At 37.9% G+C, this 19633-nt stretch carries 19 protein-coding genes, 1 pseudogene and 3 riboswitches; of the genes and pseudogenes, 19 read left to right on the top strand and 1 reads right to left on the bottom strand.

Going from position 1 to position 19633, the window contains the following annotated elements; genetic code table 11:
- Positions 1-15: 15 nt before the first annotated feature.
- The 10 genes from trpD to codY all read left to right on the top strand — a co-directional run bounded on the left by trpD (position 16) and on the right by codY (position 9943).
- Positions 16-1122, top strand: a complete 1107-nt coding sequence (gene trpD, locus MWH30_RS01115) for an anthranilate phosphoribosyltransferase (protein ID WP_248662208.1) — start codon at positions 16-18, stop codon at positions 1120-1122.
- Positions 1123-1354: 232 nt separating this feature from the next.
- Positions 1355-2632: a phosphomethylpyrimidine synthase ThiC gene (gene thiC / locus MWH30_RS01110; protein WP_248662207.1), complete on the top strand. Its 1278-nt coding sequence runs from the start codon at positions 1355-1357 to the stop codon at positions 2630-2632.
- A gap of 12 nt (positions 2633-2644) precedes the next feature.
- The gene (gene thiC, locus MWH30_RS01105) at positions 2645-3871 is read left to right on the top strand and encodes a phosphomethylpyrimidine synthase ThiC (RefSeq protein WP_248662206.1); all 1227 of its coding nucleotides are present in this window, start codon (positions 2645-2647) and stop codon (positions 3869-3871) included.
- 65 nt (positions 3872-3936) lie between these two features.
- On the top strand, positions 3937-5007 hold the full coding sequence (gene cobT, locus MWH30_RS01100) for a nicotinate-nucleotide--dimethylbenzimidazole phosphoribosyltransferase (protein ID WP_248662205.1): 1071 nt from the start codon (positions 3937-3939) through the stop codon (positions 5005-5007).
- Between the two features lie 14 nt (positions 5008-5021).
- Positions 5022-5519, top strand: a complete 498-nt coding sequence (locus MWH30_RS01095; RefSeq protein WP_248662204.1) for an ECF transporter S component — start codon at positions 5022-5024, stop codon at positions 5517-5519.
- Positions 5520-5531: 12 nt separating this feature from the next.
- Complete coding sequence (locus tag MWH30_RS01090; RefSeq protein ID WP_248662203.1) at positions 5532-6266, top strand: AIR synthase related protein; 735 nt, start codon at positions 5532-5534, stop codon at positions 6264-6266.
- Positions 6267-6440: 174 nt separating this feature from the next.
- Positions 6441-7046 carry a PilZ domain-containing protein gene (locus tag MWH30_RS01085; protein WP_248662202.1) on the top strand — a complete coding sequence of 202 codons (606 nt, stop codon included), beginning with the start codon at positions 6441-6443 and terminating at the stop codon, positions 7044-7046.
- Positions 7047-7087: 41 nt separating this feature from the next.
- Positions 7088-8029 (top strand): sugar phosphate isomerase/epimerase family protein, encoded by a 942-nt coding sequence (locus tag MWH30_RS01080; protein ID WP_248662201.1) that lies wholly within the window; start codon positions 7088-7090, stop codon positions 8027-8029.
- Complete coding sequence (locus MWH30_RS01075) at positions 8030-8914, top strand: mechanosensitive ion channel family protein (protein ID WP_248662200.1); 885 nt, start codon at positions 8030-8032, stop codon at positions 8912-8914.
- A gap of 237 nt (positions 8915-9151) precedes the next feature.
- Complete coding sequence (codY, locus tag MWH30_RS01070) at positions 9152-9943, top strand: GTP-sensing pleiotropic transcriptional regulator CodY (RefSeq protein ID WP_248662230.1); 792 nt, start codon at positions 9152-9154, stop codon at positions 9941-9943.
- Between the two features lie 144 nt (positions 9944-10087).
- Here the strand turns inward: codY and MWH30_RS01065 are convergent, their stop codons facing one another.
- Positions 10088-10243: a DUF1540 domain-containing protein gene (locus MWH30_RS01065; RefSeq protein ID WP_248662199.1), complete on the bottom strand. Its 156-nt coding sequence runs from the start codon at positions 10241-10243 to the stop codon at positions 10088-10090.
- A gap of 160 nt (positions 10244-10403) precedes the next feature.
- A riboswitch (cobalamin riboswitch) is annotated at positions 10404-10598 on the top strand.
- A 155-nt stretch (positions 10599-10753) separates the two neighbouring features.
- On the opposite strand from MWH30_RS01065, the gene MWH30_RS01060 reads away from it, so the two are divergent.
- The 9 genes and pseudogenes from MWH30_RS01060 to MWH30_RS01025 all read left to right on the top strand — a co-directional run bounded on the left by MWH30_RS01060 (position 10754) and on the right by MWH30_RS01025 (position 19630).
- Positions 10754-11485 (top strand): TVP38/TMEM64 family protein, encoded by a 732-nt coding sequence (locus MWH30_RS01060; protein WP_248662198.1) that lies wholly within the window; start codon positions 10754-10756, stop codon positions 11483-11485.
- A 111-nt stretch (positions 11486-11596) separates the two neighbouring features.
- Positions 11597-11722, top strand: coding sequence for a hypothetical protein (locus MWH30_RS13745; protein ID WP_282706108.1), 126 nt, complete (start codon positions 11597-11599; stop codon positions 11720-11722).
- Between the two features lie 9 nt (positions 11723-11731).
- A complete protein-coding gene (locus tag MWH30_RS01055) occupies positions 11732-12094 on the top strand; it encodes an iron chelate uptake ABC transporter family permease subunit (RefSeq protein ID WP_248662197.1) in 363 nt (120 codons plus the stop codon).
- Between the two features lie 48 nt (positions 12095-12142).
- Complete coding sequence (locus MWH30_RS01050; protein ID WP_248662196.1) at positions 12143-13960, top strand: ABC transporter ATP-binding protein; 1818 nt, start codon at positions 12143-12145, stop codon at positions 13958-13960.
- A pseudogene (locus tag MWH30_RS01045) lies at positions 13944-14806 on the top strand (ABC transporter ATP-binding protein); the annotation flags it as partial. The gene MWH30_RS01050 and the pseudogene MWH30_RS01045, both read left to right, overlap by 17 nt.
- A gap of 27 nt (positions 14807-14833) precedes the next feature.
- The gene (locus MWH30_RS01040; protein ID WP_248662229.1) at positions 14834-15754 is read left to right on the top strand and encodes an ABC transporter ATP-binding protein; all 921 of its coding nucleotides are present in this window, start codon (positions 14834-14836) and stop codon (positions 15752-15754) included.
- A gap of 67 nt (positions 15755-15821) precedes the next feature.
- A riboswitch (cobalamin riboswitch) is annotated at positions 15822-16017 on the top strand.
- 173 nt (positions 16018-16190) lie between these two features.
- A complete protein-coding gene (locus MWH30_RS01035) occupies positions 16191-16520 on the top strand; it encodes a hypothetical protein (protein WP_248662195.1) in 330 nt (109 codons plus the stop codon).
- Between the two features lie 139 nt (positions 16521-16659).
- A riboswitch (cobalamin riboswitch) is annotated at positions 16660-16859 on the top strand.
- Positions 16860-17014: 155 nt separating this feature from the next.
- Positions 17015-18628 carry an ABC transporter substrate-binding protein gene (locus MWH30_RS01030; RefSeq protein WP_248662194.1) on the top strand — a complete coding sequence of 538 codons (1614 nt, stop codon included), beginning with the start codon at positions 17015-17017 and terminating at the stop codon, positions 18626-18628.
- Between the two features lie 24 nt (positions 18629-18652).
- Positions 18653-19630, top strand: coding sequence for an ABC transporter permease (locus MWH30_RS01025; RefSeq protein WP_372494111.1), 978 nt, complete (start codon positions 18653-18655; stop codon positions 19628-19630).
- Positions 19631-19633 lie beyond the last annotated feature (3 nt).

Raw genomic sequence — 19633 nt, 5'->3', positions numbered from 1 at the left:
GAGTTGATAGTAGAGATGAGCAGTCAGATGAAAGATTTTGGAGGAGTTATTAGTAGATTAATTAATGGTGAGGATATCTCTCGTGAGGAAGCGAAAGCTAGCTTTGCGCAAATACTCAAGAATGAACAAAGCGAGATGCAGCAAGGAGCTTTTTTAGCAGCTTTAACTGCCAAGGGAGAGACTGTTGAAGAGACAGTAGGTTGTTGGGAGGCTATCTATGAATTGGACACGGTAAAGGTTGAGTTGGAAAATGAGTTATCGTTAGTGGAGAATTGTGGGACAGGCATGGATGCTGTAAGTACTTTTAATATCAGCACAGCTGCGGCGATAGTTGCTGCTACTGCGGGGATTAATATGGCTCGCCATGGCTCACGCTCTATTACCTCAGTCTGTGGAACTGTGGATATACTTGAAGAGTTAGGAATGGATGTAGAGTGTACTCCGGAAGTGGTAGTTAATAGTATAACCGAAGCTGGAATTGGACTCTTTAATGGCATGAGTCCTCAGGTGCATCCTCAGGCTTTGGGTAGAATTTTATCTCAGATCTCTTTTGGGACTACTTTAAATATAGCTGCTTCTTTAGCTAATCCTGTTTTACCTGAGTATGGGGTACGGGGAGTTTATACTAAGGAGCTGGTGCTGCCGGTAGCTAAGGCAATGAAGAAAATTGGCTATAAAAAGGCGATTGTAGTCTGTGGTCTGGTTGGAGATGAAGAGTTAGAGATGGATGAAGCTTCTACTCTAGGTCAAAACTTTATAGCCGAACTAAAGGCAGATGGGGAGATAGTTACTTATTCTTTTTCTCCTGAAGATTTAGGAATTGCTAAGCCAGATATAAAGGAAATTGCACCTGCTAAGAGTCGTCATCAAGAGGCGCAGCGAATCTTAGCTTTATTAAGCGGAAAGGGTAAGCGGGCTAGGAGGGATATTGTGGCTCTTAATGCAGCTTTAATTTTTTATTTAATGGACTATAGCAGTAGCTTTGCAGAGGGATACTATAAAGCAGGTGAGATTATAGATTCAGGTCAGGCTGTTGATAAGTTAAGGGAGTGGGTTAGGGCCCAGAATGTTGAACCTGAAAAGGGAGTAGCTAAGTTAGATACCTTATTAAATGCGGTATAGGAGGTGTAAACTATTAAATTATATGCTTTAAAAGCTAATGAAGGTTATTTACGAATTAAAGAAGAAGGGCTGCAGACTGTTTCGCTTAAAAAGGCTTCAGTATTTAATGAGGTGGATGATATTGAGGTTAAGCGATTTAGAGGTGAAAATTTAACTAATTTACGGATAGTAGAACTGGAGATTAAAGAAAGAGAAGTAGATAATATTAAATTATAAGGGGGAGTATGGGCTAATGACTCAATTAAATAAGGCTAGAGCGGGAGTGATTACTTCGGCAATGGAAGAAGTAGCTAAAGCAGAAGGAGTAAGTGCAGAACAGATTAGAGAGGAAGTAGCAGCAGGAAGAGTAGTGATTCCTAAGAATAAGCATCGTGATTCTGGGTTAAGTTATGGTTTTGGTAAGGGGTTGCGAACTAAGGTGAGTACTAGCGTAGGTCTTTATGAGGATTACACTAATCAAACTGAGGAGTTGAAGAAGGTAGAGTTGGCTGAAGAGCTAGGTAGTGACATGATTATGGACTTAAGTAAAGATGGGGATATCGACTCCATGCGTCAGCAAATTTTAGCTGAAACTGAACTACCAGTAGGTACTTTGCCTATCTATCAGGCAGCTAAAGAGGCTGAAGAGAAAAGGGGTTCTTGGTTGGAGATGACTGTGGAGGATATCTTTGCAGTAGTAGAGCGACATATAGTTGATGGAGTTGATATGTTAGGTATTCACGCTGGCTTACAGTTAAGTATTTTGGATAAGTTGGAGTTTGAAGGCCGAGTTGAAGGTTTGGTTAGTCAAGGAGGACAGATTTTAACTGCTTGGATGCTGGAAAATGAGGCGGAAAATCCTTTTTATGAGTATTATGATCGATTGTTGGAACTGGCTAGGGAGCATCACGTAACTATTAGCTTGGCTGATACCTTTAGGCCGGGAGCTATAGTTGATTCTTTGGATCGGGCCCAAGTTCAGGAGTTAGTGGTCTTAGGAGAGTTAGTTAAGCGAGGTCGAGAAGCGGGAGTGCAGATGATGGTTAAAGGGCCCGGACACGTGCCTCTAGATCAGATTAAGAGTACGGTACAACTGCAAAAGGAGCTCTGTCATGAAGCACCTTACTTTGTATTCGGGCCTTTGGTAACAGATCTAGCTACTGGTGAAGATCATATTAATTCCGCTATAGGGGGAGCAGTAGCTGCGGCAGCTGGAGCTGACTTTTTATGTTATGTAACTCCAGTGGAGCATTTGGACTTTCCTACTACAGAAGATATAGAAGCGGGAGTTATGGCCTCGCGAATTGCAGCCCAAGTTGGTGATTTAAGTAAAGGAAATGAACAGGCTTGGCAACAAGAAGAAGAGATGGCTAGGGCTAGAAAGAATTTGGATTGGGAGCAGGAATTGAATTTAGCTTTAAATCCTAAACGGGCCCGCATGTTTAGAGAAGAGCGGAACTTAGATAGTGAAGGCTGTGCTATGTGTGGAGAGTACTGTGCTATTAAAGTAGTAGATCAATACCTTAATTAAGGAGTGGATAAAATGACTCAACTAAGTAAAGCAAAGCAGGGGATTATTACTAAAGAGATGGAAATAGTAGCTGCAAATGAAGATTTAGAACCGAAAGTAATTAGAGATAAAGTAGTTCGGGGGCAAGTAGTGATTCCAGCCAATAAAAATAGAAAACGAGAGAATTATATGGGGATTGGCAGTGGTTTGAGAACTAAAGTTAATGCTAGTATGGGTTCGGCTATGGACTATCCTGATCCGGAAAGAGAGAAGGAGAAGTTAGCGGCTGCTTTAGAGGCTGGAGCTGATGCTATTATGGATTTGAGTACTGGGGGTGATATTGATAAAATAAGAGAGAATACTTTGGAGATATCTCCAGTGCCAGTAGGTACTGTGCCTATTTACCAAGCAGGAATTAGGAGTATTGAAGAGCAGGGTTCAGTAGTGGAGATGGAGGCTGAAGATATCTTTGCAGAGATTGAAAGACAGGCTCAGGCCGGGGTGGACTTTATGGCCATTCATTGTGGAATGACCCTCGAAGTACTGTCCAGATTGAAAGAGGAAGGCAGAGTTACCGATATAGTAAGCCGTGGCGGGGGATTTTTAACGGGCTGGATGCTACATAATCAGCAGGAAAATCCGCTGTATACTGATTATCAGCGGGTGTTGGAGATAGCTAAAAAGTACGATGTAACTTTGAGTTTAGGTGATGGAATTCGACCGGGGGCTATAGTGGATTCTCTGGATCGGGCCCAGGTACAAGGTCTGCTAGTAACCGGGGAACTAGTACAAAAAGCTCGTCAAGCGGGAGTGCAGGTGATGGTAGAGGGCCCGGGCCATGTTCCTTTAGAGCAGATAGATAGCACTATTCAACTACAAAAGGAACTCTGTCATGAAGCTCCCTTTTTCATCTTAGGAATGTTAGTTAGCGATATAGCGGCTGGTTATGATCATATTGTGGCAGCTATTGGCGGAGCTAAGGCGACTTGGGCCGGAGCTGATTTTGTCTGCTATGTAACTCCAGCGGAACATTTAGGATTACCTAATAAAGAGGATGTAAAGCGGGGGGTTGTGGCAGCACGGATAGCCACTCACGCTGGTGATATAGCTAAGCGGGGAGCTACAGCTAGCAATTTGGACAGGCAGTTGGCTCAAGCTAGAGTTAAGCAGGACTGGGCTGAACAGGCTAGGTTGGCTATTAATGGCGAGAAGGTGAAGGCTTATAAAGGAGCGAAAATGGAAATTGATAAGGTGATGTAAATAAATGATAAAGGATAGAGGATAGATAAAGTTCAAAGTCAAAATCAATATAGGAGTTGATAAAAATGGAACTATTAAAAAGCACAGTAGAGAAAATTGAGGACTTGGATCAAGGATTAATGACAAAGGCTCAGGAGAGGTTGGATTCTTTAACCAAGCCTCCCGGAAGTTTAGGTAAGTTGGAGGATATAGCTATTAAGTTAGCAGGAATAAACGGAGAGATATACCCTAAAGTAGATCAAAAAGTACACGTAGTAATGGCCGGAGATCACGGAGTGGTAGCTGAAGGAGTGAGCACTGTTCCCCAAGAAGTGACTACGCAGATGGTTTATAATTTCTTAAATGAAGGAGCAGCTATTAATGTGCTGGCCCAGCAAGTAGGAGCTGAGGTTAAGATAGTGGATATTGGTGTAGCTAGTGAAATAGAGGCTGAGGGGTTGCTAGTGAAGAAGATTAAATCTGGGACTGATAACTTGGCTCTGGGCCCGGCTATGAGTAAAAAAGAGGCTATAGCCAGCATAGAAGCAGGTATTGAAGTTGCTGAGGACTTAATTGCTCAAGGAGCTAACTTAATAGGTACGGGAGAGATGGGGATTGGCAATACTACTCCTAGTAGTGCTATTTTAGCGGTGATGACTGACTATTCTCTAGATGAAGTAGTAGGCTATGGAACTGGGATTAGCGAAGAACAGTTAGCAAAAAAGAAGGAGCTGATAGCTCAGTCGATAGAGTTAAATCAGCCTCAAGCTGACGACGGAATTGATGTTTTAGCTAAAGTCGGTGGTTTAGAAATAGGAGGAATGGCGGGAGTGATGTTAGGAGCTGCTGCTAATAGAGTGCCAGTGATGGTAGATGGTTTGATCTCTGGAGCTGCGGGTTTAATTGCTCAAAGCTTGGAGCCGCAGGTTGTTAAGTATCTTATTTCTTCTCACCAGTCGGTAGAGCCGGGACATTTGAAGATTTATGATCTCTTAGGTTTAGAGCCGATGTTGAATCTGGATATGCGTTTAGGTGAAGGAACAGGAGCTGTCTTAGGTATGGAGCTAGTAGAAGCGGCTACTAGGATTATCAGTGAGATGGCTACCTTTGAAGAGGCTCAGGTAAAGGCAAATAATATAGGTAAAAATAACTTATAAAGGAGAGTTTAAAAATGAGTATTGAGATTGAAGCTGAAGAAAAGGAGTTTTGGCACGTGAAGAGGTTGGTTAGAATGGCTTTATTCATAGCTTTAGGAGCAGTAGGAGGCTTGATTCCTCTCCCTAGCCCCACTGGTACTGTAGGGTTGGATTCGGCGCCTGGTTACTTTTTAGCTCTTTTTGCTGGGGGTGTTGAAGGGGCAATTGTGCTGGGAGTAGGACACGTAGTTTCTTCGCTTAAGGCAGGTTTTCCGCTAGGTCCTATTCATATTCCCATTGCTATTATGATGGGCGGTTGTGGATTATTATTTGCTTTCTTAGCTAAACAGTTTAATTTAATAGCAGCAGCGGTAGTAGGTACTTTGGTTAATGGAGTTATCATCAGTGCTTTGCTGATTCCTTGGTTAGGAATGGGACTTTTTGTAGGCTTGACGCCGATGCTCTTGGTAGCTTCTACAGTTAATATTTTGATTGCTATTTTAATTTATCGAATTTTTGAAAGAGCTTCTTAAGAGGTGATAGTTGTGAATAGAGATATTTCTTTAATTGAATTGAATAAAGAAAATAGATTAGTAGTAGCCTGTGATTCTTTAGGTGGAATTGGTCCTAAAGAGGGTGATGCTCTTCGGGTAGAAGGAGAACTAGTAGGTAAACTAGCTGTACGAGTAGCTTTGATGGAAGTCTTAGCAGTTCGGGCCCGACCGATTTCTGTAATTAATACACTTTGTGTGGAGAAAGATCCTACCGGACAGAGCATAATTGCGGGAATTGAAGAAGAAGTAAAGCTTTTAGATGTAGATATAGAGCAGCTTTTGAATGGTAGTACCGAAGAAAATGTAGCTACTATACAGACTGGAGTAGGAATTACGGTAATTGGAGTGGCTAAAAAAGAGGAACTGCGTTTGGCTAGCTCTGCTGCGGGAGCTGCTTTAGTAGCGGTAGGTTTACCTAAGGTTGCTAAGGAAGTTTTAACAGCTAAAGAGGTAATGGCTGATTTGGAAGTTTTGCAGCAGTTATTGAGTCTAGACTATGTTCAGGATATTTTACCAGTAGGTTCTAAAGGAATAAAGTACGAAGCAGAGCTGTTAGCAAAGTTAAATCAGCTTCGTTTGGAGTTGAAAGCAGAGCTTAAGCTGGATTTAGAGAAGTCAGCGGGCCCGGCTACAGTTTTATTGATTACTCTGCCAGCTAATAAATTAGATAAGCTAGAAAAAACTATAGATAAACCCCTTAATTATTTAGGAAAATTAGCCAATTAAAATATAAATTCTGGGAATATCTTTAAGGCTTTGATCTGCTTTAAACAGGTCAAGGTCTTTTTTATTGCTAGAAAGATTCTGAAAAGCTACTTAGATTAAGCAGGAATAAATTTAGGTTTATAGAAATAAACCTGTAAATGGAGGTTTATTTTAGTTATAATTGGGGGAGAAGAAATGTATACTAGATTAGTTAAAGATTTTCAGCTAGCAGACTTTGTTGATCAATTTAACAAGCAAAATACAGATATGAGAATAAAGGGCAAGCTATATACCGTTAGGGTTGTGGAGGTTGTAGAAGAGAACTTATTAAAGTTGAAATTTCCTAACCCCAAAGCTGACTTAATGGATTTACTTATGGAAGATCAGATATTTGTTTTAATTTTTAGAGTTGAGAGAGGAGTTTATCATTTACCGCTTAAAATTACCAATAAAGTAGAAACTAAGCACGGGATTAACTCTTTGGGTGAGCTACAAGGTGATGTTTTGCATATTGAAAGAAGGAGATTTGAAAGAATAGAAATAAATAAAGAGACAAGTTACTTTGTGGATTCAACTGAGTATGAAGGAATAATTAAAAATCTGAGTGCTATAGGAGCTTTGTTAATTAGTTATAATAAAATAAGGACCTCCAAAATAGTACTTGATTTTAGCTTTGCTTCTTTGACTTGGACTCAACTGACTGCTAAGGTAACTTGGTCTCAAGGAAATAAATATGGCTTGGATTTTGATTTTGATAGTATTGAGCAGCATAAGGAGTTAAAGGATTGGTTATACAGTTAGTTCTTTAGAATTAAAATATAAGTTGAGGATGTGAATTTATAGTGAAAAAACTCTTTAATTTTAGTATTTATAGCTTAGAATGGTTTGATAATGATTGGCAGCAGGTAATCGATTTTTGTGATGAGCATGGTTTTGCTGGAGTGGAACTATCGGCTTCTGGACTAAAAGAGCTTGAGGATATAAAAGAGCTTCCGCAAGAATTAATAGTAGGGATGCATTTAGCCTATTATTTGGACTGGCTTCCTTTAAATGAAGGCCTAGTTTCTAATATAGAGCTGGAGGAAGTAAGAGAAACCTATCGACAGCAGCTGGATTTAGCTAGACAACTGCAAGTTGATTATGTAGTTTTTCATGCTAGCAGTGTAACTCCTGCTGAGATATTTACTCAACAGTTTAACTACAATGACCGAGAGGTATTAGAATCAGTAGCTGAAGTGATAAATGATATCATTAAAGATTTAGATTTGAATTTCAAGCTATTATTTGAAAATCTTTGGTGGAGTGGTTTAACTTTTTTAAGTCAAGAAGATACACTTGACTTTTTAAAGCAAGTGAATTATGAAGAGGTAGGCTTACTTTTGGATACAGGTCACTTAATGAATACTAGTTTAAGGCTGAATAATGAAAAGCAGGCTTTAGATTATCTGAACTCTATTTTGCAAAGTTTGCCTAAAATATGGGACTTTATTTACGGGGTTCATCTTCATAAGTCGTTATCAGGTTCTTATAGATATCAACATAGAGAGAAGATTTATCAGCAGTTTAAGGATAGCGATAGCTTAGCGGAAAAGGAAGAATTAGTGCGGGAGTTTATTACTAAGTCTGATCAACATCTGCCTTTTACTGAGGTATCACCTGCAGAGTTGTTGCAAATGCTAAAGCCTGAATACTTAATTCATGAGTTTATTTCTGATCAGCAGGAAGAGTTTATGGAGTTTTTGCAGACACAGGATAGCTTAGTAGCGGAAGGAGAGAAAGTTTAGTTGGATATCAGCGAAATTTTAAGCTTATTTGATTGGAATAATCCTTTTATCCAAAAGCTAGCATTTTCAGCTATAGTTATATTTTTAGCTTATCTTTTAGCTTTTGGAATTGTAAGGTTTATTAATATTAAAATAGAAAATCTCAAAAAACGTCATCGAACTCGGCGTTATATTTATTATGTTACTACAGGACTAGCTTTGATTGTGTTGGCTTTGATTTGGTTAGAGCAGACGGCTAACTTTGTTACTTATTTAGGTTTTATTTCGGCTGGTGTAGCTTTAGCTTTACATGAAGTGATAATTAATATTGCTGGTTGGGTATTGGTGTTGATTCGTCGTCCTTTTGATTTGGGTGATCGTATAGAATGGGGCGATGTCTGCGGTGATGTGATCGATGTGCGTGTTTTTTATACTACCTTATTGGAGGTAGGTAACTGGGTAGAGAGTGATCAGAGTACTGGTAGATTAGTCCATATTCCTAATAGTACTATTTTTAAGAGGCCGGCTTATAATTATACTGATGGATTCCCTTATATTTGGAATGAAATGCATTTTTTAGTTACCTTTGAAAGTGATTGGAAAAAGGCTAAACAGATAGTTTTGAATATGGCCCTGAAAGAGTGTGAGTCTATTCAAGAAAAGGCTAGACAGGAGATTAAGAAGATGGCGCGGCGGTATATGATTAGATACAGCAAATTATCACCAATTACCTATACCGATATTAAAGATAGTGGGGTGGAGATCACTTTAAGATATTTAACTTCTGTACGTCGACGAAGAGTGATACAAAATCAATTAAATGAAGGAATTTTAGATAGGTTTGCAGAAGAAAGAGATATTGATTTTGCTTATCCTACTTGGCGAGTTTATAAGCAGCCGGAGTAATTGTATAGTTACGATGTTATGGTTTTTTATAAAAAAAGAAGGAGTTTAACTTTAATTTATAGAATGAAATAATTAGAAAGTTTGCAAATCAGTTGTAAAAAGTAAAGATAAAAGCTAATTTAGGGACTCAATCTAGATTTGATTGAGATTTTTTAGCTTTTGATAATTAATTTAAACTAAAAACTAGAATAACTAAATAATAAATTGTTTTTAAGAGGAAGGACGATAACTATGGAAATGGAAGCTATATTAGCAGAAACTAGAAAGATTAATAGATCTATTCAAAAGTCAGCTGAACAGTTTGTTGATTTTACAGATGTGGCTAGAATACTTAATAGCTCTATTAAAGCTAATGTGTATATAATAAATAATCAAGGGAGTTTACTTGGTTATCGGTTATTAGAAAACTTTGAATGTGAAATAATGTTGGATGAAGTTGTTGAGCCGGGGATATTTCCGGAAAAATATAATCAGATGTTGCTTTCAATCGATGAGACTAAAGCTAATTTTGAACAGACATCTGCTGATTGTGTTTTTGAACTGGGAGAAGGATGTCAGTTTACACATAAAATAACTACTATTATTCCTATTAATGCTGTTGGGGAGAGATTAGGTACTTTATTATTAGCTAGATTTAGCGAGAAGTTTGATTCTAATGATTTAATTTTAGCTGAGTATGGAGCTTTAACAGTAGGGATGGAGATTTTGAGAGTAAAAAATGATAAATTGGAAGCTGAGGCTCGTAAAGAGGTAAGCGTTAAGGTAGCCTTAGAAAGTCTATCTTATTCTGAACTGGAGGCGATTGAACATATTTTTGCTGAATTAGATGATGAAGAGGGGATAGTAGTAGCTAGTAAAGTTGCTGATGAAGCTGGAATTACTAGGTCAGTGATAGTTAATGCTTTGCGAAAATTTGAAAGTGCTGGAGTTGTAGAGTCTCGTTCTTTAGGAGCTAAAGGAACTCATATTAAGATTTTAAACGATAGGCTTTTGGATAAATTTGATGAACAAGGAGTTAAATTAATTTAGTCTTCAACTTTGGAACTTATATTTTTTTTAAGACTTAATAACTTAATTGGTTGTTCCAATCTTTTATTATTAAGGATTGAGATTTTTTATATTGAAGCTAGTAAAGGCCACAATTAAGCTGTGGCCTTTAAACTAATGGCTTAACTATTCAGTTTCAAAGGTACTACAGTTTGTTTTCTCTTGGTTTTGGGCGCTTTGACCACCGCCGTCAACATTAACTTCTATTCCTGAAGCTGTACAGTGCTGTTGTTCCCAGTGTTTGCAGTTGCTTACAGCACACTTGATATCATTGCAAGACATGTTAGTATATCCTCCTTTCTTTTCTCTACAGATATATTATGTGGAAAATCGACAATAATATTAATTTATAATTCTAGTTATTTTTATTAATACAAAGAAGGATTTAGTTATTGTTTATAGAAGTATTTATTTTAAGATTAAGTTGATTTATTTAAAAATTTAATATCGTTAATAGTTAGGTGCCTCTGGCTATGGCCAGGGGAGAATAGGGAATCAGGTGTAAATCCTGAACGGGCCCGCCACTGTAACTGGCAAAAGAGTAGACTTGCTAAGCCACTTGGATATCTTAGTATTCAGGGAAGGTAAAGTCCTTAAAGCCAGAAGTCAGGAGACCTGCCTAATTATTTAACCTGCTGTTGCTTCGATGGCAAGAGAGGTAGGTAAGTTGAGGAGTTTTAGCATTATACTTAATTACTGAGTCCTGTCTTCTATTCATCGAAGACAGGTTTTTTGATTTTTTAATCAAGTCTATATTGATCTATTTAGGCCATTAAAGGTAGGTGTATTCTAGTGGAGAAAGTTTACTCTGGATTTAGCAAAAAAATAATTGCTTATTCTGATTTTAACAGAAAGAGAATTGCTCAATTTATTTCTTTGTTGCTTCTTACAGCCATATTTTATACTTTTCTTTCTGATATCTCTATTAACTTAAGTTGGTTTCAGAACAATTTGCAGAGATTACATTTTTATACTGATAATTATTTTTTATTAACACTATTAATTTTCTTTTTGATTCGTTTTTTCTTTGCAGTAATTTCAATTCCAGGTAGTGGTGTATTAACCATTGTTGCTGGAGCTATCTTTGATTTTTGGTTAGGGTCTATTCTTGTTACATTATCTGTTAGCCTTGGAGTTTTAGTTGGCTTTTTATTGAGTCGATATGCATTTCGAAATTGGGTCAAAAAATCATTTGAAGATTATTTTAGCTTAATTGAGCAGATCTCACAGGAGTATGGAGCAAGTCTATTGTTTTTGCTTAGAATAACTGAAATCACACCTTCTTTTGTTATTAATTCTTTCTTTGGTATTACTTCTATTAAAGCGACTACCTATTACTGGGTAAGTTTTATAGGTCAATTACCTGGCATTTTGATCTTTACCAATGCCGGGAATCAAATAACTGAGATCAGTGAATTATCAGATCTACTATCTACGCAGGTTATGCTATCTTTACTTGCTATTGGTTTAATTCCTTTAGTATCAAAATTTTTCTATAATCTATTTCTAAAGAGGGTGGGTTAGAACGGAGCGCTAGTCTAGTTTATATTTTTCTGGAAAGAATACTTTTACATACTTAATAAAACCGTGCAGTATGAAGAGTCGATAGGCAGGAAGGTATTATTTGGAGTTGTATTGATTATTCTACTAATAGTCTTAGCTATCTACTCAGTAGTTGTAGGGATATTTAAGGCACCAGTAATGGATGTTGCTAAGGTACTTGTAGGAAGTCAGCTAGGAAGTGCTAATACTATAATCTAGAATATCCGCTTGCCCAGAATTCTGACTGCTATTGCTGGCGGGGCCGGACTTTCGGTTTGGGGAGCAATAATGCAGAATATACTTAAAAACCCACTGGGATCTCCTGGCCTTTGTTTGGGCCTTAATTTCTACTTTAATATATTGGCTCTGGCTAAGTATAAGCAGGTCTCTGCAGAGATTATGATTTTAACCGGTGTAGTTCTTGGTTCTCCTTTCATTGCTGAGACTACGGCTATGCAGTACTTTGCTGATGGTGTTCAGATTGCTTCAAATGTGTTCTGGACCTTTGGCGATGTTGGCAGAGCTATTTGGGGTAATTTACTGTTAATTGTATTAGTATTTATACCCCTCACTTATTTATTTTATTTATAATATTTGGAATTATAATGTTTTAGGGTCAGGTGAAGAAGGAGGAAAATAATGTTAAACCCCAAGAAGGATGACAAAGAAAATATACCTACAGATAAATCTATGCTAAAAGTATTAATCCGACTTATTGGTTATGCCCAGGATCATTGTTTAGCCTTACTGGGAGTAGTATGTGGTGTTTTAATTTCTACAGGATTGGGGCTTCTTCCTCCTTGGCTTATCCGATATGGTATAGATAATATGATTGCAGTGGAAGAAGTAGACTATCTCTGGTTGCTGGCCCTTATTATGGTAGCCATATCAATATTAAAAGGGGTTATAGACTTTACTAAAAGATATATAGCTGAATATGTATCTCAGAGTATTATCCATGATATTCGCCAAAAACTATATACTCATCTTAACAAGCTTTCCTTTTTGTTCTATGATCAGAGCCGCACAGGAGATATTATGTCCCGCTTAACGGCTGATGCTGATACATTAAATAGATTCTTATCGAGTGCTAGTGTTCATATCTCTGGAAATCTGTTGACCATAGTGGGAATATTCATTATTATGTTTAGTTGGGAGTTCAAATTAGCCATTCTATACTTGCTGATGATACCTTTGATGATACTGGCTATGAAGAGTTATGCTACTGGAGTTAGGCCTATGTTCCGTAAGGCTAGGAATAAGCTAGCCCAACTAACATCGATAGCTCAGGAGGTTTTCAATGGTATCGAAGTTGTTAAGCTCTTTGGGCAGAAAAGTTGGGAGGTTGAACGATTTACAGAGGAGAATAGAAGATACTTCGATATTAAAATGAAAACAGCTAAGCTGTCAGCTAAATGGATGCCCTACGCTCGCTTCGTATTGGGCTTGGGTACTACGCTGGTAGTCTGGTATGGTGGTCGGTTAATTATTAATCAGACAGTTTCGGTAGGAGTTCTGGTTGGCTTTCTAGGATATATATCTATGTTAATGAAGCCTATTAGACAGACGGGAATGATGGTTAATTTCAGCTCTCAAGCTGTTGCTTCTGCCGAAAGAATCTTTGAAATTTTGGATATTGAACCTGACATTAAAAATGAACCTGGAGCTTACGAGCTACCAATGATTAGTGGTGGAGTTGAGTTTAAAGATGTTTCTTTTTCCTATCAGAATGATAGTCAGATCTTAAAAGGAATTAATCTGACTGTTAATCCCGGTGAAACTATAGCTATTGTAGGTGCAACTGGCGCGGGCAAAAGTACTCTAGTTCAGCTAATACCTCGATTTTATGATCCTGATAGCGGAGAAGTATTGATTGATGGTCATAATGTAAAGGAGGTTACTATAGACAGTCTTCGGCGACAGGTAGGTATCTTACTCCAGAACAACTTTCTCTTTGCGGCCTCTATTCGCGAGAATATATCTTATGGGACACCGGAGGCTTCTATGGAAGATATTATTGAATCTGCTAAACTGGCTCAGATTCATGATTTTATTACTTCATTACCACTTGGATACGAAACTCCTATAGGAGAACGGGGAGTCAATCTTTCTGGTGGGCAGAAGCAGCGGTTAACTATGGCCCGGATGTTGTTGACAGATCCTAAATTATTGATTCTTGATGAACCTACTTCTAGTATAGATATCGAAACTGAAGAGAAGATGCAGTTAGCGCTAAAAGAAGTACTTAAAGATCGGACTACCTTTATTATTGCTCATCGACTCTGGACGGTACAGAGGGCAGATCGTATTTTGGTAGTCAAGCAGGGGCAGATTGTTGAGCAGGGGAGCCATGAAGAATTATTGACCAAGGATGGAGTCTATAGTAAGCTCTATGATTCTGTCTTAAAGTCGGGAAGAATAGCAGAGGTAGGTGCTAATCATGTCAAAGGGATTTAGAAGAAGACTGATATCAGATAAGGAAGATGGCTTTGAACTATCGAAGCTGAATAAAAGACATTTGAAGTTTATAGGTAGCTATCTAAAACCACATTTAAGTAAATTAATATGGGCTACACTGGCTATGTTAGTAGTTACTATAACTACCTTGGCGGGCCCTTATCTTACTAAAGTTGCAGTAGATGATTATATTCTCACAGGTGATCTTGGAGGGCTAAATCTAATATTACTGATTATGCTGGGTACTTATGGAGTCTTTTGGTTTTCATCCTACTGGCAGAGATATCTCTCTGACTGGGTAGGACAGGAAGTGGTTAGCAGTATTAGAGAAGATCTATATCAACATATCCATAGTCTTTCGCTGGACTTTTTTCATAAGCAGCCGACTGGTGATATTATTTCGAGATTAACCAATGATGTAGATGCTCTTTCGGAGATTGTAACCAGTGGCTTTGTACGTTTACTCAATGATTTCTTAACTTTGCTAGGAATAGTAATTATTATGTTAAGTCTTGATTTCAATTTAGCCTTAGTTACCTTCATTACTATACCGTTAATATTAATAATTATTAATTATTTAGGTAAGAGGATGAGATTAGCTTATCGGGAAGTACAGGGAAAATTGAACTTAATGCTGGTGTTGAGGAGAGTATTTCGGGGATTAGAGTAGTACAGGCCTTAAATAGAGAAGCAGTCAATACTGGCAAGTTTAGCCGCTTAAGTTGGAAGAGTCTGAAGGCTAATCTTAAAGCTGTTTCCGTTTTTGCTCTCTTATTTCCAGTTATGACCTTTAGTAGAGTGCTAGGGGAGGCTTTGGTACTCTGGTATGGTGGTTGGAGTGTAGTCAATGGAGGATTAACTTTGGGAGTATTGGTGGCTTTTTTGGGCTATGTAAGACGTTTTTTCATTCCTTTAACCGACTTAAGTCAGGTTTATAATACTTATCAATCAGCCGGAGCAGCTTTAGATAGAATTTATGAATACCTATCTATTCCAGCAGATATTGATAAGTCTAATGAGCTTTCAATTCAGCAGAGTGACTTCAGGGGAGGTTTTAGCTTTGAAGGAGTAAATTTTGCTTATGGAGATGTACCAATTATAAAGGATTTTGACTTACAGGTAAGCCCTGGTGAAGTCTTTGCATTAGTAGGGCCAACTGGGGCAGGAAAATCTACTTTAGTTAATCTATTAACTAGGCTATACGAGATAGATCAAGGTAAGATTTCTATTGATGGGATAGATATAGATAGAATTCCCATTAAAAAATTACGCCGAATGATCAGTATTGTAACTCAAGATGTCTTCTTATTTAACACCTCTATTTTAGAGAATATTCGTTATGGGGTTCCAAGCGCTACAGATGCAGAGGTTAAAGAAGTAGCGCAACTAATAAATGCTCATGACTTTATTATTAAGCTTCCTGATGGCTATCAGACTCAGGTTGGAGAGGAAGGGGTTAAGTTATCCGGGGGACAGAAGCAGCTTATTTCTTTTACTCGGGCCCTACTAGCTGACCCGTTGATATTAATTTTAGATGAAGCTACTTCTAGTGTAGATGCTTACAGTGAACTCTTAATTCAACAGGCATTAGAGACTTTACTTGCAGATAGAACAGCATTGATTATTGCTCATCGCTTCTCAACGCTAAAACAAGCAGATAGGATAGGAGTTTTGCAGAAGGGAGAACTAATAGATATTGGCACTCATAATGAACTACTATTAAATAATTCGCTTTACTGTAAGTTGTTCAAAAAACAGAGCAATGCAGTTATTAGAGAAAATAAAAAGATTTAAAAATATATAGTTTTTTGAAGGAGTTTGATACTATTTCTAGAATAGTACATAGTGGAGTGTGAAAATTTAATATCGTTAATAATTGGGTGCCTCTGGTTACGACTAGGGGAGAATAGGGAATCAGGTGTAAATCCTGAACGGGCCCGCCACTGTAACTGGCAAAAGAGCAGACTTAGTAAACCACTTGGATACTTTAAGTGTTCAGGGAAGGTAAAGTTTGCTAAGCCAGAAGTCAGGAGACCTGCCTAATTATTGAACCTACTATATCTTCGATGGCAAGGAAGGTAGGTAATTAGTCTATTGTTTAGTTATTTTATGGCTAGTTATCCTTAATCTCAACCTATCGAGTTGAGATTTTTATATTTGGTTTTAATTATCCCCTGCCTGATTATCGAGGTAGGGGATTTTTTTATTAAAAATAAAAGGAGAGATTAAAATGAGAAAAGAAGAAAAGTTGAATCTGTTAGCCGAGTACAAGGGAGTAGCTATTGAAGTTTTAGAGGAGCATAATGAACTTAAGGAGAAATTCCCTGCTTTTTTTACCGAGGAGCCTAGTCTAGAAGAGAAGTCAATAACTGTTGATAGCTTAGAAAAGGTGCTGGATAGTCATTATTCTGGAAAAGGGACTATTAATAGCAAGGTAGTTAATAAGTTGCAAAATGAAAATGACTGGAAGTGTACGAAGGTGGGTAGTTTTTTGAATAGTGAAAAAGGGATAGATATAAATTATCAGGCTTCTTTAGCAGAGTTTAAGAGTTTAGTTTAAGGGGGTTGATTCCAGTTCTCAACCAAGGAGGACTGGAATCTTTACGATGAGCAGCTATTAGAGAAAATAAAAAATATATAGTTTTTGAAGGAGTTTGATACTATTTCAAGAATAATAACATAGTGAAGTATAAAAAATTAAATACCGTTAGTAATTGGGTGCCTCTGGTTACGACTAGGGGAGAATAGGGAATCAGGTGAGAATCCTGAACGGGCCCGCCACTGTAACTGGTTAATTGGACTTAAATAAGCCACTTGAATGCTTTTAAGCATTCAGGGAAGGTAAGAGTCCAGTATTAAAGCCAGAAGTCAGGAGACCTGCCTAATTATTGAGCCTACTATATCTTCGATGGCAAGGAAGGTAGGTAATTAGTAGTTGGCTAATTATCTCTGATCTGTTATCGAGGTCAGAGATTTTTTTATTTGGCGGAATGGATAATCCTTAACAGGATAGTATTGAAGAATAAAAAATATTACGATTAAAGGGGTGGAATTATGTTTAAAAAAGCAAGCTCAAGATTGAGTCTATTAGTACTAATCTGTTTATTAATAATGATGACGGTAGCTTGTGGAGTAGAAGAAGCTACCGAGGAGTCGGTAGAAGAGGAGACAGTAGATGTGGTTAGACTGGAAGGAGGTCAGGATGATGGCTATCCTAGTCCGTATGCCCATCATCGTCGCGGGCCAGGTTCTTATAAAATGAACTTAATCTTTGATAGTATGCTGGAGAGGGATGAAGAAGGATGGGTTCCCTGGTTAGCTGAAGATTATGAGATTTCAGAGGACGGTCTAGAGATTTTATTTACTATTCGAGATGGAGTTAAATGGCAGGATGGCGAGGAAATGACAGCTGAAGATGTAAAATTTAGTTATGAATATAGTTTGGAATATCCAATGGTAAGAACTTATGTACAAAAAGATGATGAGATTGAAGTAGAGTTAAAAAATGATAACCAAGTCTTATTTATTGCGCCTGAACCTGATGCAGTTTTGGCCCATGATCTAGGAAGAATTCCGATTATTCCGAAGCATATCTGGAAAGATGTAGACGATCCCGAAAACTATCTGGAAGAAGAGGCGGTAGTCGGAACTGGCCCTTATCAATTAGATGAGTATAATTTAGAACATGGTACTTATCGTTTTGAAGCATTTGAAGATTTTTGGGGGCCAAATCAAAGTGTAGAAGCTATAGAGTTTATACCGGTCAGTGATGATATTATGGCTTTTGAGCAGGGCGATATAGACTTAACCAGAATAGGGACAGATTTATTATCTCGTTTTGAGGAACAGGAAGGATTTGAAGTTGTTCAAAACCCGGCTTTTTGGGGTTATCGCTTGCGATTTAATATGGAGGATAATCCTCAATTAGAAGTCACAGAGTTAAGACAGGCTATTAATTATGCCCTTGATCTGGAAGATGTAGTAGATAGAGATGCTCGAGGGGCTGGGGTAGCAGGAAATGCTGGGATTGTTCCTCCGGATCATGTAATGTATAATCCTGAAGTTAAAGAATATGATCAGGATTTAGATAAAGCAGAGGAGTTACTGATAAAGTTAGGCTATGAGAATACTACTGAAGAGGGAGTTCGCTATAATGAAGCTGGTGAGGAGTTGTCCTTTGATTTATTTGTTCGAGATGATGATGTTAGATTAGGAGAAATTGTGGAGGAGCAGTTGTCTGATCTAGGAATTGGCGTGAATGTAATAAGCGAGGAACGCCAAAGTCATGATGATCGACTCCGTAACTATGATTATCAGTTGATTATTCACGGTGGAGGTGGCTGGGGAGGAGATCCCGATTATTTACGGGAAAGATTTATGTCTCCAGCTGCAGATGAAAGAGGTGACGTTGAACAACAGAGTCTAGGTTATGATAATTCAGAGCTAAATCAACTATTAGCTGAGCAAAGATATGAAGTCGATGAAGAAAGACGAGAAGAAATGATTTTTGAAGTTCAGGAAATATTGGCTGAGGATATACCGCAGATTCCTCTTTATTATCCTGCTGAATATACAGCTTATAGAGCAGATAGCTATGATGACTGGATGCATATGTTCGACCATCATGCTTTAGAGCATCCTAAACTTTCTTATCTAGAAAGGGACTGATCTTAATTGAAAAAAGTAAGAGGTATGAGAGTAATAGAATATTTACTGACTGTGTTAGTGATAGTAACTCTTAACTTTGCACTTCCCCGGGCCATGCCTGGGGATCCCTTCCTAGTTTTATCTGATGTAGAGGAAGAGGCAGCAGTTCTTACAGAAGAACAGAGGCAGTACTACTTTGAGCTATATGGTCTGGATAGACCGATGCATAAGCAGTATCTTTCTTATTTAGGTGATCTATTACGGGGAGATTTAGGGCATAGCATTTATTATAATGAATCGGTAACGACTATTATTTTACGTAGACTACCTTGGACTCTATTTCTAGTAATTTCTACAGTGATTTTACGGACTATAATTGGAAGCCTGCTTGGAAGTATTTCGGCCTGGTGTCGGGGGAATTTTTTCGATCAATTTTTATTTTTTAATTTGATTACTATTTCAGAAATTCCGGCCTTTATTACAGGACTATTAATTTTATTTGTTTTTTCGGCTATGCTAGGCTTATTTCCGCTTGCGGGGGCCATGAGTCACTTTACGACTTATAGCAACTGGTGGGATAAACTTTTAGATATTTTGCACCATGCCTTTTTACCTATTGTTACTTTAACTTTGGCTAGACTAGGTGGGATTTATCTATTGGCTAGAAACAGTGTAGTTAGCGTAATCCAGAAAGATTACTTGCTTACGGCTCAAGCTAAGGGCTTAAGCAAAGGGAGAATTTTACTATGGCATATTTTAAGGAATGCTATGCTACCTATAGTAACTCGTACTTTCTTAAGCTTAGGCTCATTAGTAGGGGGAGCTATTTTAGTAGAGAATGTTTTTAATTATCCTGGCTTAGGTCTTTTAATGCAGGAAGCGGTGAATGTGCATGACTATACTTTAATTCAAGGTATCTTTCTGGTAGTAGCTCTCTTTGTTTTAATAGCAAACTTAATGGCCGACTTAATATATAAGCACTTCGATCCAAGAATAGAAAGTAATGAAGAAGCAACAGCTTAGAGG

The organism is Fuchsiella alkaliacetigena (genome assembly GCF_023227765.1).
Taxonomy (GTDB): domain Bacteria; phylum Bacillota; class Halanaerobiia; order Halobacteroidales; family Acetohalobiaceae; genus Fuchsiella; species Fuchsiella alkaliacetigena.
Note: the sequence above shows the minus strand (reverse complement) of the source record. Positions and strands in the feature narration are given on the sequence as shown.